Origin of the sequence: Nocardia sp. NPDC056541, assembly GCF_042794235.1 — a bacterium.
Taxonomy (GTDB): Bacteria; Actinomycetota; Actinomycetes; order Mycobacteriales; family Mycobacteriaceae; genus Nocardia.
This window is the reverse complement of sequence record NZ_JBHTUD010000014.1, coordinates 157,486-172,306: the sequence shown is the minus strand read 5'-3', so window position 1 is coordinate 172,306 and position 14,821 is coordinate 157,486. Positions and strand designations below refer to the sequence as shown.

The following is a 14,821-nucleotide window of genomic DNA, read 5'->3' as shown; positions in this document are numbered from 1 at the left end:
TTGACCACCGGCAAGTGCGGCGTGTCTAATCACAGACATGTCATTCCGGTCACCGCGAGAGGGCATAGCGCGGGGGCGTTTGCGAGAGGGTTCCACGTCGCCGGAAACGGCCACGGCGCGAGGACACAGCGCAGGGGACGTTTGCGAGAAGGTTCCCACTCGCCGGAAGGCAGGCTCGGGGAAGCCCGCGAGACTACGTCGCGGTGTTGGGCCGTCGGAGATCTCATTCGGACCGACGGAAAGAATCATTCTGCGCTAACACATAGTGAGGAGGCGGAACGATGACCGAAGATCTGGTCTCGCCGACCGATTCCACAGCAGGCGCAGCTCACGCTGTCTGCGCTGACATGAGCTGGCAGGAACCGGACGTGGTAAGCGAAGTCGCGGCTCCCCGGCTGAGTCTGGTCGTTACGGGCTTCGACGAAATGTTCGAGTCGATCGAAGAGCAGTGGCAGGAACGTGCCCTCTGCGCTCAGACCGACCCCGAGGCGTTCTTCCCCGAGAAGGGCGGCTCGACGCGTGAGGCCAAGCGAATCTGCTTGGGCTGTGAAGTACGTGACCAGTGCCTGGAATACGCACTGGCACATGATGAACGCTTCGGCATCTGGGGCGGTCTCTCGGAACGAGAGCGTCGCAGGCTGAAGCGCGGAATCGGTTAAGTGACTGTTCGAAAGTAGACTCTCTCCAGGCCTGGCCCGGAGCCACGCAGGCGCAGTACGTCGGTGTCTCCGGGCGAACGCCCTTGTTGATCTTCACGGTGCAGGCGAGAGAGGTGAAAGACCCATGGCACGTTCCCGGCGTCATTCTCCGGCACCCACCGCTCGTTCGGTGACCCGCCGCGGCCGCGGAGTCCGAGGCCCCATGCTTCCGCCGACAGTGCCCGCGTGGCGCACCAGGGGCCAGAAATTCGATCGGCTCGTGCTCGAGGCGTTCGCCCCACTCGACACCCGCTGGCACGATCGCCTCACCAAGCTCGATATCGCCGTCGACGATGTGCCGAAAATCCGTCCACTGCATCCTGATTCGGTCACCTGGCCGGACGAGGTGGTCGCCGACGGACCGGTGCCGCTGTCGCGGCTGATCCCCGCGGGCGTCGACCGGCACGGTGCGGCCACTCGGGCCAGAGTGGTGTTGTTCCGCAAGCCGCTGGAATTACGGGCCGCCGATCCCGACGATCTGGTCGAGTTGCTGCGCGAGGTCCTCGTCCAGCAGATCGCGACCTACCTCGGTGTAGACCCCGATCTGATCGATCCCGAGCCCGAATAGGCGTACCTCCGCCTTCGCTCCGGCCGTGCGCTCGAGACCGACGAACGCTGCGCGGCCGTGCCGATCATGCGTACCTCCGCCTTCGCTCCGGCCGTGCGCTCGAGACCGACGAACGCTGCGCGGCCGTGCCGATCATGCGTACCTCCGCCTTCGCCCATTAGGGCGTGTCCGTATCCACTTTCGGGCCGCGGAGGGCTAATCTCGACGTCGTGATCCCTATGCGTCGTTGCTGCCGACCCGGCTGCAAGAACCCGGCTGTAGCGACGCTGACTTATGTGTACTCCGACTCGACCGCTGTCGTCGGACCCTTGGCCACCGTCGCCGAACCGCATTCCTGGGATCTCTGCGAAACGCACGCCTGCCGCATCACCGCGCCCAAGGGCTGGGAACTGGTCCGCCACGAAGGCGGCTTCTCCTCGAGCACCCCGGACGACGACGACCTCACCGCGCTGGCCGAAGCCGTCCGCGAAGCGGGCCTGCGTCGCCGCCCCGCCGCCGAAGCCGACCAGCCGGGCTACCGCGACAACGCCGCCGCGGCCCCCCGCACCGCGCGCACGGGCCGCCGCGGCCACCTACGGGTTCTGCCGGATCCGTAGCTAGTCCGGCCAGGATCCCGAAGAGTCGGCGCAGCCCGCTAGGGTTAGCCCCATGACGACCCTCGCGCGCTCTGGCGAACTCGTGAATGCCGTGATCAAGGCTTATGACGTCCGCGGGGTGGTGGGCGAACAGATCGACGAGGCGTTCGTCGGCGATGTCGGCGCTTCCTTCGCGCGTCTGATGCGCGAAGAAGGCGCCACCCGGGTCGTGATCGGCCACGACATGCGCGAGTCCTCCCCCGCGCTGTCCGAGGCGTTCGCACAGGGCGTGCGGGCCCAGGGCCTCGATGTGGTGCACATCGGTCTGGCCTCCACCGACCAGCTCTACTTCGCCTCGGGCAAGCTCGGTTGTCCCGGCGCCATGTTCACCGCCAGTCACAACCCGGCCGAGTACAACGGCATCAAGCTGTGCCGCGCGAACGCGCTGCCGGTCGGGCAGGACACCGGGCTGGCGACCATCGCGGCCGAGGTGATCGAGGGTGTGCCCGCCTACGACGGCGCGCCCGGCACCGCCACCAGCACCGATCTGCTCGCCGACTACGCGGACTACCTGCGCGAACTGGTGAACCTCGACGAGATCCGCCCGCTCACCATCGCGGTCGACGCCGGCAACGGTATGGGCGGCCACACCGTGCCCGCCGTCCTCGGCACCCTGGGCCCGATCACGATCGTGCCGCTGTACTTCGAACTCGACGGCTCGTTCCCCAACCACGAGGCCAACCCTCTCGACCCGAAGAACCTCGTCGACCTGCAGGCACTGGTGCGCTCCAGCGGCGCCGACATCGGCCTGGCCTTCGACGGCGACGCCGATCGTTGCTTCGTCGTCGACGAGCGCGGCGAGCCCGTGTCGCCGTCGGCGATCACGGCGATCGTGGCGCAGCGTGAGCTGGCCAAGGAGCCGGGCGCGACCGTGATCCACAACCTGATCACCTCGCGCGCGGTGCCCGAGCTGGTCGAGGAGCTGGGCGGCAAGCCGGTGCGCACGCGGGTGGGCCACTCGTTCATCAAGCAGGAGATGGCCTCGACCGGCGCGGTGTTCGGTGGCGAGCACTCCGCGCACTACTACTTCCGCGAATTCTGGGGCGCCGACTCGGGCATGCTGGCCGCGCTCCACGTGCTGGCCGCGCTCGGTGAGGGCGAGCGGACGGTCTCGGACCTGATGGCCGCCTACGACGTGTACGCCGCCTCGGGCGAGATCAACTCGACCGTCGCCGACGCCGCCGACCGCACCGCCGCCGTGCTCGCCGCGTTCGCCGACCGCACCGAGTCGGTGGACCGGATGGACGGCGTCACGGTCGACCTGGGCAACCACGCCTGGTTCAACCTGCGCGCATCGAATACCGAACCGCTGCTTCGACTCAATGTCGAGGCCGGATCGCGCGACGATGTAAACGCACTCGTGACCGAGATCCTGAGCATCGTCCGCGCCTGACTGGGAAGATGAAACCAGTACCCGTGGAATCACATGCCCGGTATTCGGCGACGGCAGATCACGAGCATTGCCGGTGCCCGGCTGGAATAGTGGAGTCACAGACGACACAGCGCGATGAGGGGAGGTGGATTCGGCGATGATCGCTGGAACACCGGTATTCGACCTCGACGATGCCGAGTCACTGGCGGCGGCCGACACCGGCGGCGCCCTGCGCTCGGCGGCCTCGGGCGGCGCCCAGGTGCGGGCCACCGCGGCGGCGGTCGCCGAAACCTCGCTCATCGAACGGCTCTCCGACCTGCGCCCGCGCAGCCTGGTGCTGGTCGCGGGATCGGGTCGCGCCGCGCGCGCGGCCGGACTGCTCGTCGCCACGCTCGGCGATCGGGCCGGGCTGCCGATCGTGCCCGTCACTGCGCTGCCGCCGTGGGTCGGTCCGCTGGACGTGGTCCTGGTGGCCGGCGACGACGCGGGTGACCCGCGGCTGATCGATGCCGTCGACCGTGCGCTGCGCCGCAGTGCCGAGGTGGTGATCGCCGCGCCCAACGAGGGTCCGTTGCGCGCGGTCGCCGCCGGTCGCGCGATCGTGCTCGAACCGCGGGTGCCCGTTCTCGACCAGAATCGGCTGCTGCGTTTCCTCGCCGTCGGCATCGCCGTCCTGCGTGGGGTCGACGCCCAGCGCAGCGGCCCGGCCACGCCCGATCTCACCGCGCTGGCCGACATGCTCGACGCCGAAGCGCTGCGCGACGGCCCGACCAACGAGGTCTTCCACAACCCGGCCAAGACCCTCGCCGCGCGGATGCACGGGGTGGGTGTCGTCCTCGCGGGCGACTCGCCCGCCGCGGTGGAGCTGGCCGGTCACGGCGCCGAAGTGCTGCTGCAATCCGCGGGCCGGTTGGCTTCGGCCGCCGATCTCGCCGACGCCGTCGCCGCGGTCGGGCGCCTGGCCGCTGCCACCGGCGGCACCGCGCCCGGCTTCGATCCGCTGTTCCATGACGAGGAACTCGACGGTCCCGCACCGGTCGACCGGGTCCGGGTGCTGGCCTTGAGCGTGCATCCCGATCAGGCCGCCGCCCGGCGCAAGCTCGCGGTCTTCGAAGGCGCGGGCGCGGGCCTGGTCGACGCCGATCTCGTCCATGCCGATGTCGACGTGCTGCAATCCCAGCTCGCCGACCCCGGCGCCGCACCCGCGATCGAACGCACCGCTGCCGATTCCGCCGCAGGGGGCGGACACGGCAGTGAACTCGAGCAACTGGCTGTGCTCGCGCTGCGGCTCGACATGGCCGCGGCCTATCTTCGACTCACCGGTGCGCGCGGTGCCGCCGCGCCCGAACCGGATCGATACGACGGGGGACGCTACTAGTGCAGGAACTCGTTGGTGCGCTGCGTTCTTACGCATGGGGGTCGCGCACCGCGCTCGCTCAGCTGTGCGGACGGCCGGTGCCATCGGCCCATCCCGAAGCCGAACTGTGGTTCGGCGCGCACCCCGCCGATCCCGCGCACGTGCAGACCGGCTCGGGCACACGTTCACTGCTCGAGGTCCTCATGGCCGACCCGGCGGGTGAATTGGGAGCAGCGGCCGACACTTTCGGCGCCCGGCTGCCGTTCCTGCTGAAGATCCTCGCCGCCGAGGAACCGCTCTCGCTCCAGGCGCACCCGAGTTCGGCGCAGGCGCGTACCGGTTTCGAACGCGAGAACCGCACCGGCGTGGCACTGGATTCGCCGCTGCGCAACTACCGCGACGACAGCCACAAGCCCGAACTCGTTGTCGCACTCGAACGTTTCGAAGCGCTGGCCGGGTTCCGCGATCCGCACCGCACCGTCGACCTGTTGCGCGCGCTGGATGTTCCCGGCCTCAACATCTACGCCGAACTGCTTGCCGCCCAGCCCGATTCGGCCGGTCTGCGCACCCTGTTCACCACCTGGATCACGCTGCCGCCCGCCGTGCTGTCGAAGCTGCTGCCCACGGTGCTCGAGGGCTGTGTGAACTACCTGTCGGCCAAGGGCGCGCGCGAGTTCACCGCCGAGGTGCGCACCGCGCTCGAACTGGCCGAGGTCTACCCCGGCGACGCGGGTGTCCTCGCCGCGCTGCTGCTCAACCGGCTGACCCTGGAACCCGGCCAGGCGCTGTTCCTCGCGGCCGGCAATCTGCACGCGTACCTGCGCGGGGTCGGCGTGGAGATCATGGCCAATTCCGACAACGTGTTGCGTGGTGGGCTCACCCCCAAGCACGTCGACGTGCCAGAACTGCTGCGGGTGCTGGACTTCGAGCCGATCGACCTGCCGGTGATCGAACCCGAACCCAGTAGCGACGGCGGTATCCGATACCGCACGCCCGCACCGGAATTCGCCCTGTGCCGTTTCGACCTCAGCGCCGACGACGAGCCGGTCGTGCTCGCCGACGCGGGCCCCGGCATCGTGCTGTGCACGGCGGGCACGCTCGAACTCTCCGAGAACGGGCACACGCTCATCGTCGAACGTGGCAGCGCGGCCTGGATCTCCGCTACCGACACCGACATCAAGGCGCGCGCGCTGCGCGGCCCCGCCCAGCTGTTCAGCGCCTGCGTCGGCGACAACTGAACCGCCTTCGCCGCGGCCGTGCCGCACGGGACTGATGACCGGTTCGCCGCTGTGTCCGATTAGGCTGTGGCGAGTCGTGTTCAGTGAACAGAAGGGCGGGCCGGCATGTCGGCTGGTGGTGGCAAGAAGGCGATCGTCGCGGCGTTGACGGCCAACGCGGGGATCGCGGTGGCGAAGTTCGTCGGCGCGTTCATCACGGGTTCGGCCTCGATGATGGCGGAGGGCGTGCACTCGGTCGCCGACACCGCGAATCAGGGCCTGCTGCTGTTCGGCCAGCGTGCCGCCGCCAAGGATGCCGACGAGCTGCACCAGTTCGGGTACGGCCGCAATCGCTACTTCTACTCGTTCGTCGTGGCGCTGGTGCTGTTCACCCTCGGCTCGGTGTACGCGATCTACGAAGGCATCCACAAGATCCAGCACCCCGAGGAGCTGAGTCAGCCGATCGTCGCGATCGTCATCCTGGTGATCGCGATCGGCCTCGAGACCTTCAGCTTCCTCACCGCGGTGCGCGAATCCAAGCCGCTCAAGGGCAACGCGAGCTGGTGGCGGTTCATCCGCAACTCACGCAGCCCCGAGCTGCCGGTGGTGCTGCTCGAGGACACCGGCGCGCTGATCGGTCTGGTGCTCGCCCTCGGTGGCGTCGGGCTCACCATGGCCACCGACGACCCGATCTTCGACGGCATCGGCACCCTGTCGATCGGTGTCCTGCTCGGCATCATCGCGATCGTGCTGATCGTGGAGATGAAGAGCCTGCTCATCGGTGAGGGCGCCACCCCCGAACAGGGTCGGGCGATCCGCGAGAACCTGGTCGACGGCACCAGGATCACCTCGCTGATCCACCTCAAGACCGAGTACCTCGGCCCGGACGAGATGCTGGTCGCCGCGAAGGTCGCCCTCGCCCCGAACCTGGACATCGCCGATGTCGCCGAAGCGATCGACGCCGCCGAGACGCGCGTGCGCGCAGCAGTCCCCACCGCCCGCCTCATCTACCTGGAACCCGACCTGTACAGGGTTAAATAGCGGCTGGAGCCGCGGTTCTCGGCGCTTGACTCCGCCTCTTCCCTCCCTCCGGGCACTCCTTCGTCGCACCCTCCGCTCAGTCCAGAGGCGGAGGCGCGCCGAGAACGCCGGGCCGACGACACGGTGCCGGGGTCGGTGCGTGGCTCGGTGTCGGCGGTAGCGTTCCGATATGGCCGAGCAAGGTGGAGACAGCAAGATCGCGATCCTCGCCGCACTCGGGGCGAACGCGGGGATCATGGTCGCGAAGTTCATCGGCGCGTTCATCACCGGCTCGTCGGCGATGCTGGCCGAGGCGGTGCACTCGGTGGCCGATACCGGGAACGAGGCGCTGCTGCTGGTCGGCCGCAATCGGGCCGACCAGCCCGCGGATACGCTGCACCCCTTCGGGTATTCGCGCAATCGGTATTTCTATTCGTTCGTCGTCGCGCTCGTCCTGTTCGTGATGGGGTCGCTGTTCGCGATCAACGAGGCGATCCACAAGATCCGGTTCCCGGAGCAGATCGTGTCGGCCTGGGTGGCGATCGGGATCCTCGGGGTGTCGCTGGTGCTGGAGAGCGCCAGTTTCCGTACCGCGCGCAAGCAGTCGGCGCCGCTGAAGGGCAAGAATTCGTGGTGGTATTTCATCCGCCACACCCGCAATCCCGAACTGCCCGTGGTGCTGCTCGAGGACGCGGGCGCGATCATCGGCCTGCTGTTCGCCCTGACCGGGGTGAGTCTGTCGGTGCTCACCGGCAACCCGGTGTGGGACGGTGTCGGCACGCTGTTCATCGGCATCCTGCTCGGCGTGAACGCGGTGATCCTGATCGTGGAGACCAAGAGTCTGCTGATCGGTGAGGGCGCGACGGCCAAGGACGACACCGCGATTCGGTCGGCGCTGCTGGCCGATCCGCGGATCGAGCGCGTGATCCGGATGCAGACGCAGTACCTCGGGCCCCAGGATCTGCTGATCAACGCCAAGATCGCGCTGCACGCGGGCCTCGACATCACCCAGGTCGCCGAGGTGATCGATGCCGCGGACGACCGCATTCACGCCGCAGTGCCGAATACGTGCACGATCTACCTCGAGCCCGATGTGTTCGAGCCCGACAAGATCCACGACGCACCGATGAAGCCCTACCGGTAGGCGGGCGCCTCGCCGCGCAACAGGTCGAGCGGGTCGGTGACGATGCCGAATCGGTTGCGCAGCATGTGATGCGCCGCGTGCAGGCCCGGCATCCCATGGACACCGGGACCCGGTGGAGTCGATGACGAGCACAGGTAGGTGCCCGGAATCGGGGTGGAGTAAGGATTCCAGCGAGCGAGCGGCCGGAACAGGGTCTGACGCGTGGTCATCGCGCCTGCCGAGATGTCGCCGCCGATGTAGTTGGCGTTGTGCGCGGGCATGAAGGCCGCCGGTGTCACGTGTTTCGCCAGGATCAGGTCGCGGAAACCGGGTGCGAAACGTTCGACCTGGTCGATCACCTGATCGCTGATATCGCGATCGGTGCCGTTGGGGACGTGGGCGTAGGTATAGAGGGTGTGCTGCCCCTCCGGCGCCCGGGTGGGGTCGACCACGCCGGGCTGAATGGCCAGTACGAAGGGCTGATCGGCGAAAGTGCCGGTGGCGACCTGGTGTTCGGCGTGCATCGCCTGCGCCCTGGTGCCGACCAGGTGCAGGGTGCCCGCCAGGTCGGCGCCGGGGGCGGCCCACGGCACCGGTCCCGACAGGGCGAAGTCGACCTTGCACGCGGCATTGCCGTACTGGAAACGCCCGAGGCTGTTGCGGTATCGCGAGGGCAGACGGTCACCGGCGACGCGAAGGAGTTCGGCGGGCGAGGTATCGAACAGCACCGTGCGCGCGGTGGCAAGTTCGGCGAAATCGTCGACCCGGTGCCCGGTGCGCACCTCGCCACCGAGACGTTCGATCTCGGCGATCATCGCGTTCGGGATGGCTTGACTGCCACCGCGCGGGATCACCCAGCCACCCGCGTGCGCGAGAGTGCCGAGCAGCAGGGCCGCGCCCACGGCGGGAAAGGCGCGCGGTGAGGTGATGGCGTGGGCGGCCACCCCGCTGAACATCGCGGGCGCGACGTCACCGCTGAAACGGCTGTCCGACAGCGGGGACGCCTGTTCGAGCAGACGGGTCGCGAACTTGATGCCGGTGCCGACGTGCAGGGGCGGGTGCCGCAGATCCGACATGGCCAGGTCGACGACATCGGGCCAGTGCTCGACCAGCGGCGCGAACAGGTCGCGCCATGGCCGACCGTCACGGCCGAGGTCGGCGACGGTGGATTCGATGTTGCGCCACGCCAATCCGGCGATCCCGCCGTCGAGGGGGTGCGCGTAGGAGACAGTCGGGGTGAGCAGGTCGACGCCGTGCGCCTCGAGGTCGAAAGCACGAAAGAACGGTGATGCCAATGCCATCGGATGCGCGCCCGCACAGATGTCGTGATGGAATCCGGGCAGGGTCAGCTCGGCCGTGCGCGAACCGCCGCCCGCCTGCTCCTGCGCTTCGAGGACTCGCACCGACAACCCGGCGCGAGCGGCGATCACGGCCGCGGCAAGACCGTTCGGCCCCGACCCCACTACTACGACTTCCGCCATCCGCCGTCCCTTCGCCCTCGCCCCGCTCTGCCGACCTGCGTCGTTGCCTCCAACCTACGCGGAGCGACGAGCCCGTCCAGGTGCGCTGGGTCACCCAGCCGGTTCGACGCGCCGTCGCCTCGCTCAGGCCGGATCGGCTGTCGCCTCGCTGGTCCCGTCGACCAGCAGGGTGAGGCGTCGTTCCCGCAGTTCGGGGCGTAGCCGTCCACCTCGGTCGAGGGTGGCCAGGCCGTGCAGTGAGGCCCAGGCCACTTCGGTGCGGGCACCGAGATCGTCGCCCTCCGCATACGGGGAGAACATCGCTTCCAGGCCCGCGAAGGCGTCGCGCAGGGGCTGCGGGGCGTCGAGGCCGAAGTTGAGGTCGGTCTTCTGCTGGAAGATGGCGTCGTAGCGGGCCGGGTTGGCGGTGGCGAAGTCGAGGTAGGCGCGCGCGACGTTGGCGATCACCTCGGAATGGGTGGTCGCCGCCTCGCGGGCCTGCTTCAGTTGCTCGGCGAGCTCGACGCAGCCCTGCAGGGCGACGGCGCCGACGATGGCCGCCTTGTTCGCGAAATGGCTGTAGAGCACGGGCTGGCTGTATTCGATGCGGTCGGCCAGTTTGCGGATGGTGACCGCGTCCCAGCCTTCCGCTTCGGCCATCTCGCGCGCGGTGTCGATGATTCGCTGATGCCGTTCGGCGCGTTCGCGTTCCTTGCGCTGCTGAGTGCTCATGCTCGATATTCTAGCAACGCTAGACAAGATAGCGAGGATCAGGTTATTGTCCTCTCAACACCTAGCGCCGCTAGATTTCAGAGCAAGCAACAAGATTCAGGAGCACCTCATGACCACCTCGCGCATCGCCACCGCCCTCTCCCTGCTCGGCGGCCTGTTCATCATCTATGTCGGCATCAACTACCTCATCGCCCCGGAGATGACGGCCGCAGGCTTCGGCCTCCCCGCCGTACCCAAGGGCGACGCGGTGGCCTTCCTGAACCTCAAGGGCGTCCGCGACGTGGTGAGCGGCCTGGTGATCCTCGGCTTGCTGGCCACCAAACAGCGCTTCGCGCTCGGCGTCGCCATGCTGGCCACCTCGCTCACCCCGTTCGGGGACATGGCCACCGTCCTGAGCTGGCACGGCTCCACCGCCACCGCGTTCGGCGTCCACGGCTTCACCGCCGTACTCGTCGCGCTCGCCGGCGTGCTGCTGATCCGCGAACGCCGCTCGACCACCACCGATCACGCACTCGTCGCGGCATGACCCCGGCAGCGATGAATTCCGCACCGCCGCACCGTCTCCACCGATAACGATCACCTGTCGAGGAGGAACCACCATGGCGAACGCGCCGCACGGCCCCGCGTCCTACTTTCCCACCATCGAGACCAAGTACGGGCGCACCGTCGACGAGTGGTTCGCCCTGCTCGACGCGGCCGAGCCGACCGGGCACACCGCCCTGGTCACCTGGCTGAAGTCCGAGCACGGCCTCGGCCACGGTCATGCCACCGCCCTGGTGCAGTTCCACCTCAACCCCGGCAAGTGGTCCCGAATCTAGCCGGTGCGGGAACTGAACGATCCGATACAGCCGAAAGGCCCCGCGATCTCGTCGCGGGGCCTTTCGGCTGTCTCACTGCGCGTCGACCACCTGGGCCGGAACAGGTTTCGTGATGTCGACGCGATGGTCGTCGACGTGGTCGTCGACCATCGTCTCCTCGTCGAACGGCAGCTCACGATCGAGCACACGCCGGGTCCGGTCGGCGTCGACGGTCTTGGTCCAGGTGCCGATGAGCAGGGTGGCCACCGCATTGCCCGAGAAGTTGGTCAGCGCACGGGCTTCCGACATGAAGCGGTCGATGCCGACGATCAGGCCGACGCCGTCGAGCAAGTCGGGGCGATGGCTCTGCAGGCCACCGGCGAGGGTGGCCAGGCCGGCGCCGGTGACGCCCGCGGCGCCCTTGGACGCGATGATCATGAACAGCAGCAGGCCGAACTGCTCACTGAGCTCGAGCGGCTTGCCCATGGCATCGGCGATGAAGATCGAGGCCATCGTCAGGTAGATGGCTGTGCCGTCGAGGTTGAACGAATACCCGGTCGGAACGACAACACCCACGGTGGTGCGCTCCACCCCCGCGTGTTCCATCTTCGCGATCAGGCGCGGCAGCGCCGACTCCGACGACGAGGTCGCCACGATCAGCAGGTACTCACGCGACAGGTAGCGGCACAGCTTCAGGATCGAGACGCCCGAGACCATCCGCAGGATCACGCCGAGCACACCGAACACGAACACCAGGCACGTCAGATAGAACGCGATCATCAGCGTCGCCAGCTGCACCACCGCCGACCAGCCGGTGCGGCCGACCACGTTCGCGATCGCGCCGAACGCGCCGATCGGCGCCAGCCATAGGATCATCGACAGGATCCGGAACACCAGCTTCTGGCCCAGCGAGACCGCGCGCAGGATCGGCGCGCCCGCCGCGCCCATCGCCTGCACGGCGAACCCGACCAGCAGCGCGACGAACAGCGCCTGCAGCACGCTGCCCGCGGTGAGCGAGGACACGAGCGTGGTCGGCACGATGTTCTGGATGAAGTCCCAGGTACCGCCCGCGCTGTGCGCCTGATCGGCGTATTTCGCGCCCGCTCCGGTGGCGCCGACGTTCAGGCCCTCGCCCGGGTCGATGAGGTTGCCGACCACGAGCCCGATGCCGAGCGCGACCGTCGACATCGCGAGGAAATAGCCGATGGCCAGCCCACCCACCTTGCCGACGGTGGCCGCCGCGCGCACCGAACCGATGCCCAGGACGATCGTGCAGAAGATGACAGGTGCGATCATCATCTTGATCAGGTTCACGAACACGGTGCCCAGCGGCGCGAGTGACTGACCGAATTCCGGGGCCACCCGGCCGACAACGACGCCGGCCACGACGGCGATGATCACCGCGATGTACAGCCAGTGGGTATGGTCGCGTTTCCGCGCTGCGGTGGTATCACTCATGCCGACGAGCATGAGCAACTATTGTGACGGCCGTCACTTTGGTCCATAAGTTTCATATCTGCGCATAACGTTCGAGAAATCCAGGTCGGAGGCAAGAGGTGCGACGAGGACGACTGTCGCTCGCGGGACAGGCCTTCGTATGGCAGCTGGTGGTGCTGGCGCTGCTGATCGCCATCGGCACGATCCTGGCCGTGCTCGATGCCCGGCGCGACCATGACCTGGCCGCGGAGATGCAGGTCAGAGATGTCTCGGTCACGGTGGCGCGGTCGCCGTCGACCTTGGCCGCGGTGAACTCGCCCTACCCGAGCGGACTGCTGCAACCGACCACCGAGCGCATCAGGGCGGCCACCGGCATGGACTTCATCGTCGTGATGGCCCCCGACCGCACCCGCTACACCCACACCAACCCCGATCTGATCGGCAAGCCGTTCGTCGGCAGCATCGACGGCGCCCTGGCGGGCCAGACCCTCACCGAGACCTTCACCGGCACCCTCGGCCCCTCGATCCGCGCGGTCACCCCGGTCTACGACAACGGCCGGGTGGTCGCGCTGGTCTCGGCCGGTGTCACCCGAGCCAAGATCAGCACCCAGGTCGCCTCCCAGCTGCCACTGATCCTCGGCGTCGCCGCGATGGGTCTCGCGCTGGCCGCGCTGTCGTCGTTCCTGATCAGCCGCAGGCTGCGCCGCCAGACCCACGGTCTGGCCCCCGACGAACTACGCGCGCTCTACGAGCACCACGACGCGGTACTGCACTCCGTCCACGAGGGACTGGTGGTGTTCGGTGACCAATCCGAGGCCGCGGAGGTGGTCAACGATCAGGCGCGCACGCTGCTCGACCTGCCCGACGGTCCGGTCCTGCGCAGCGACCTGCCGGTCTCGCTGCAGCAGATGAGCGGGGGCGTGGTGCGCGACGAGACGCACGTGACCACCGACCGCATCCTGCTGGTGAACCAGGACCTGGTGAGCTGGGAGGGCCGCGATATCGGCACCGTGCTCACCATCCGCGATCAGACCGAGCTGCGCACGGTGCTCGGCGAACTCGACTCGGTGCGCGGCTTCGCCGAATCGCTGCGCGCGCAGGCGCACGAGGCGGCCAACCGGCTGCACACCGTGGTGACGATGGTCGAGCTGGGCCGCCCCGAGGAAGCGGTGGCCTTCGCGACCGCGGAACTCCAGCTCTCGCAGGTGCTGATCGACCGGCTGCTGGCCGCCGTCGGCGACGCGGCGCTGGCCGCGCTGCTGCTCGGCAAGGTCGACCAGGCCGCCGAACGTGGCGTGAGCCTGGCGATCAGCGAGGACACCGCGCTGGACTCCACCGATCCACTGTCCGCGCACGAGACCGTCACCCTGGCGGGCAACCTGATCGACAACGCGATCGACGCGGCGGCGGGCACCGTCGACAAGCGCGTCGAGGTGTCGGTGTGCCATCGTGACGGCGCGCTGTGGGTCCAGGTGTCCGACAGCGGACCCGGCATGTCGGCCCAGATGTTCTCGCGGGCCGCCGAACGCGGCTACACCACGAAATCCGACCACGCGGGCCTCGGCCTCGCGCTGGTGCACCGCCTCGTCGATCGACATCGCGGCACCATCACCACCACGGCCGCACCACACAGCGCGGTCATCGTTCGCATTCCGCTGAGGGAGACACCATGATCCGCGTCCTGATCGTCGAGGACGAGCCGTTGATCGCCCAGGCACATCGGGCCTATCTCGAACGGCTCGACGGTTTCGTCACCGGTGGGGTCGTCCACACCGGACGCGACGCGCTGCGGGTGGCGGCCGAGGCGATCGCCGACGGCAATCCGTTCCATCTGGTGCTGATGGACATCGGCCTACCCGACATCAGCGGCCTCGATGTGGCCGCCGCGCTCAACGGACTCCAGCCGCGCCCCGATGTCATCGCGATCACCTCGGCGCGCGAGCTGAACATGGTGCGCAGCGCGGTGGCGCACGGCGTGGTGCTGTACCTGCTCAAGCCGTTCACCTTCGCCGCGTTCCGGGAAAAGCTGGAACGCTACCGCGGTTTCGACACCGCGCTGCCCGCGGGTGAGGCGGCCCTGTCGCAGTACGACATCGACCGCGCGCTCGGTGCGCTGCGCACCGCCGACCAGAAGGCCGGTGCGCCGAAAGGCGTTGTCCAGCACACCCTCGAAGAGGTGTCGCGCGCGGTACGCGCGGCCGAATCCGGCATCACGGCCACCGATGCCGCGGCGGCCGTTGGTGTTTCGCGGATCACGGCATGGCGGTATCTCGAGAAGCTCGCCGACGACGGATTGGCCGAGCGTCGCGCCGACTACGGCCGGGCCGGCCGGCCGAAGACCCGCTACCGCTGGCGTACGAGCTCATAGCCGCGTACCCGGGCTCCGCCCGGTGCGGGCACGCGCG

Annotated in this window: 15 protein-coding genes; 12 read left to right on the top strand and 3 right to left on the bottom strand. The window is 68.4% G+C overall.

Features of this window, described 5'->3' with window-relative positions:
• The first annotated feature begins 425 nt into the window (after window positions 1-425).
• From ACFQ9R_RS24440 to ACFQ9R_RS24405, 8 genes are all read left to right on the top strand, one after another.
• Window positions 426-659, top strand: coding sequence for a WhiB family transcriptional regulator (locus ACFQ9R_RS24440; protein WP_133733920.1), 234 nt, complete (start codon window positions 426-428; stop codon window positions 657-659).
• 124 nt (window positions 660-783) lie between these two features.
• Window positions 784-1,266 (top strand): metallopeptidase family protein, encoded by a 483-nt coding sequence (locus tag ACFQ9R_RS24435; RefSeq protein ID WP_194826429.1) that lies wholly within the window; start codon window positions 784-786, stop codon window positions 1,264-1,266.
• Between the two features lie 218 nt (window positions 1,267-1,484).
• Window positions 1,485-1,862 (top strand): DUF3499 domain-containing protein, encoded by a 378-nt coding sequence (locus ACFQ9R_RS24430; RefSeq protein WP_378652435.1) that lies wholly within the window; start codon window positions 1,485-1,487, stop codon window positions 1,860-1,862.
• A gap of 52 nt (window positions 1,863-1,914) precedes the next feature.
• Window positions 1,915-3,294: a phosphomannomutase/phosphoglucomutase gene (locus ACFQ9R_RS24425; protein ID WP_378993518.1), complete on the top strand. Its 1,380-nt coding sequence runs from the start codon at window positions 1,915-1,917 to the stop codon at window positions 3,292-3,294.
• 136 nt (window positions 3,295-3,430) lie between these two features.
• On the top strand, window positions 3,431-4,651 hold the full coding sequence (locus tag ACFQ9R_RS24420) for a tobH protein (RefSeq protein WP_378993517.1): 1,221 nt from the start codon (window positions 3,431-3,433) through the stop codon (window positions 4,649-4,651).
• Complete coding sequence (manA, locus tag ACFQ9R_RS24415) at window positions 4,651-5,868, top strand: mannose-6-phosphate isomerase, class I (protein ID WP_378993516.1); 1,218 nt, start codon at window positions 4,651-4,653, stop codon at window positions 5,866-5,868. Before ACFQ9R_RS24420 ends, manA begins: the two co-directional genes overlap by 1 nt.
• Before the next feature lie 105 nt (window positions 5,869-5,973).
• On the top strand, window positions 5,974-6,888 hold the full coding sequence (locus tag ACFQ9R_RS24410) for a cation diffusion facilitator family transporter (RefSeq protein ID WP_378993515.1): 915 nt from the start codon (window positions 5,974-5,976) through the stop codon (window positions 6,886-6,888).
• Between the two features lie 169 nt (window positions 6,889-7,057).
• Window positions 7,058-8,011 (top strand): cation diffusion facilitator family transporter, encoded by a 954-nt coding sequence (locus ACFQ9R_RS24405; protein WP_378993514.1) that lies wholly within the window; start codon window positions 7,058-7,060, stop codon window positions 8,009-8,011.
• On the opposite strand, the gene ACFQ9R_RS24400 is transcribed toward ACFQ9R_RS24405, so the two are convergent.
• Together ACFQ9R_RS24400 and ACFQ9R_RS24395 are read right to left on the bottom strand one after the other, a co-directional pair.
• Complete coding sequence (locus ACFQ9R_RS24400) at window positions 8,002-9,471, bottom strand: phytoene desaturase family protein (protein ID WP_378993513.1); 1,470 nt, start codon at window positions 9,469-9,471, stop codon at window positions 8,002-8,004. The genes ACFQ9R_RS24405 and ACFQ9R_RS24400 overlap by 10 nt on opposite strands.
• A gap of 123 nt (window positions 9,472-9,594) precedes the next feature.
• On the bottom strand, window positions 9,595-10,182 hold the full coding sequence (locus ACFQ9R_RS24395; RefSeq protein ID WP_378632549.1) for a TetR/AcrR family transcriptional regulator: 588 nt from the start codon (window positions 10,180-10,182) through the stop codon (window positions 9,595-9,597).
• Window positions 10,183-10,291: 109 nt separating this feature from the next.
• On the opposite strand from ACFQ9R_RS24395, the gene ACFQ9R_RS24390 reads away from it, so the two are divergent.
• Window positions 10,292-10,708, top strand: coding sequence for a DUF4267 domain-containing protein (locus ACFQ9R_RS24390; RefSeq protein ID WP_378993512.1), 417 nt, complete (start codon window positions 10,292-10,294; stop codon window positions 10,706-10,708).
• A 73-nt stretch (window positions 10,709-10,781) separates the two neighbouring features.
• Complete coding sequence (locus ACFQ9R_RS24385; RefSeq protein ID WP_378993511.1) at window positions 10,782-11,000, top strand: DUF4287 domain-containing protein; 219 nt, start codon at window positions 10,782-10,784, stop codon at window positions 10,998-11,000.
• Between the two features lie 72 nt (window positions 11,001-11,072).
• On the opposite strand, the gene ACFQ9R_RS24380 is transcribed toward ACFQ9R_RS24385, so the two are convergent.
• Entirely contained in the window at window positions 11,073-12,437 is a 1,365-nt protein-coding gene (locus tag ACFQ9R_RS24380; protein WP_378993510.1) for a cation:dicarboxylate symporter family transporter, read from the bottom strand.
• A gap of 98 nt (window positions 12,438-12,535) precedes the next feature.
• On the opposite strand from ACFQ9R_RS24380, the gene ACFQ9R_RS24375 reads away from it, so the two are divergent.
• Both ACFQ9R_RS24375 and ACFQ9R_RS24370 read left to right on the top strand, forming a co-directional pair.
• A complete protein-coding gene (locus tag ACFQ9R_RS24375; RefSeq protein WP_378993509.1) occupies window positions 12,536-14,089 on the top strand; it encodes an ATP-binding protein in 1,554 nt (517 codons plus the stop codon).
• The gene (locus ACFQ9R_RS24370; protein ID WP_378993508.1) at window positions 14,086-14,784 is read left to right on the top strand and encodes a response regulator; all 699 of its coding nucleotides are present in this window, start codon (window positions 14,086-14,088) and stop codon (window positions 14,782-14,784) included. The genes ACFQ9R_RS24375 and ACFQ9R_RS24370 overlap by 4 nt, the downstream gene beginning before the upstream one ends.
• The last annotated feature ends 37 nt before the right edge of the window (window positions 14,785-14,821 follow it).

What these genes read in the sequence shown, in the direction of transcription:
- ACFQ9R_RS24440 (WP_133733920.1), top strand. Translation starts at nt 426, where the DNA reads ATGTTCGAGTCGATCGAAGAGCAGTGGCAGGAACGTGCCCTCTGCGCT.
- ACFQ9R_RS24435 (WP_194826429.1), top strand. Translation starts at nt 784, where the DNA reads ATGGCACGTTCCCGGCGTCATTCTCCGGCACCCACCGCTCGTTCGGTG.
- ACFQ9R_RS24430 (WP_378652435.1), top strand. Translation starts at nt 1,485, where the DNA reads ATGCGTCGTTGCTGCCGACCCGGCTGCAAGAACCCGGCTGTAGCGACG.
- ACFQ9R_RS24425 (WP_378993518.1), top strand. Translation starts at nt 1,915, where the DNA reads ATGACGACCCTCGCGCGCTCTGGCGAACTCGTGAATGCCGTGATCAAG.
- ACFQ9R_RS24420 (WP_378993517.1), top strand. Translation starts at nt 3,431, where the DNA reads ATGATCGCTGGAACACCGGTATTCGACCTCGACGATGCCGAGTCACTG.
- ACFQ9R_RS24410 (WP_378993515.1), top strand. Translation starts at nt 5,974, where the DNA reads ATGTCGGCTGGTGGTGGCAAGAAGGCGATCGTCGCGGCGTTGACGGCC.
- ACFQ9R_RS24405 (WP_378993514.1), top strand. Translation starts at nt 7,058, where the DNA reads ATGGCCGAGCAAGGTGGAGACAGCAAGATCGCGATCCTCGCCGCACTC.
- ACFQ9R_RS24400 (WP_378993513.1), bottom strand. Translation starts at nt 9,471, where the DNA reads ATGGCGGAAGTCGTAGTAGTGGGGTCGGGGCCGAACGGTCTTGCCGCG.
- ACFQ9R_RS24395 (WP_378632549.1), bottom strand. Translation starts at nt 10,182, where the DNA reads ATGAGCACTCAGCAGCGCAAGGAACGCGAACGCGCCGAACGGCATCAG.
- ACFQ9R_RS24390 (WP_378993512.1), top strand. Translation starts at nt 10,292, where the DNA reads ATGACCACCTCGCGCATCGCCACCGCCCTCTCCCTGCTCGGCGGCCTG.
- ACFQ9R_RS24385 (WP_378993511.1), top strand. Translation starts at nt 10,782, where the DNA reads ATGGCGAACGCGCCGCACGGCCCCGCGTCCTACTTTCCCACCATCGAG.
- ACFQ9R_RS24380 (WP_378993510.1), bottom strand. Translation starts at nt 12,437, where the DNA reads ATGAGTGATACCACCGCAGCGCGGAAACGCGACCATACCCACTGGCTG.
- ACFQ9R_RS24370 (WP_378993508.1), top strand. Translation starts at nt 14,086, where the DNA reads ATGATCCGCGTCCTGATCGTCGAGGACGAGCCGTTGATCGCCCAGGCA.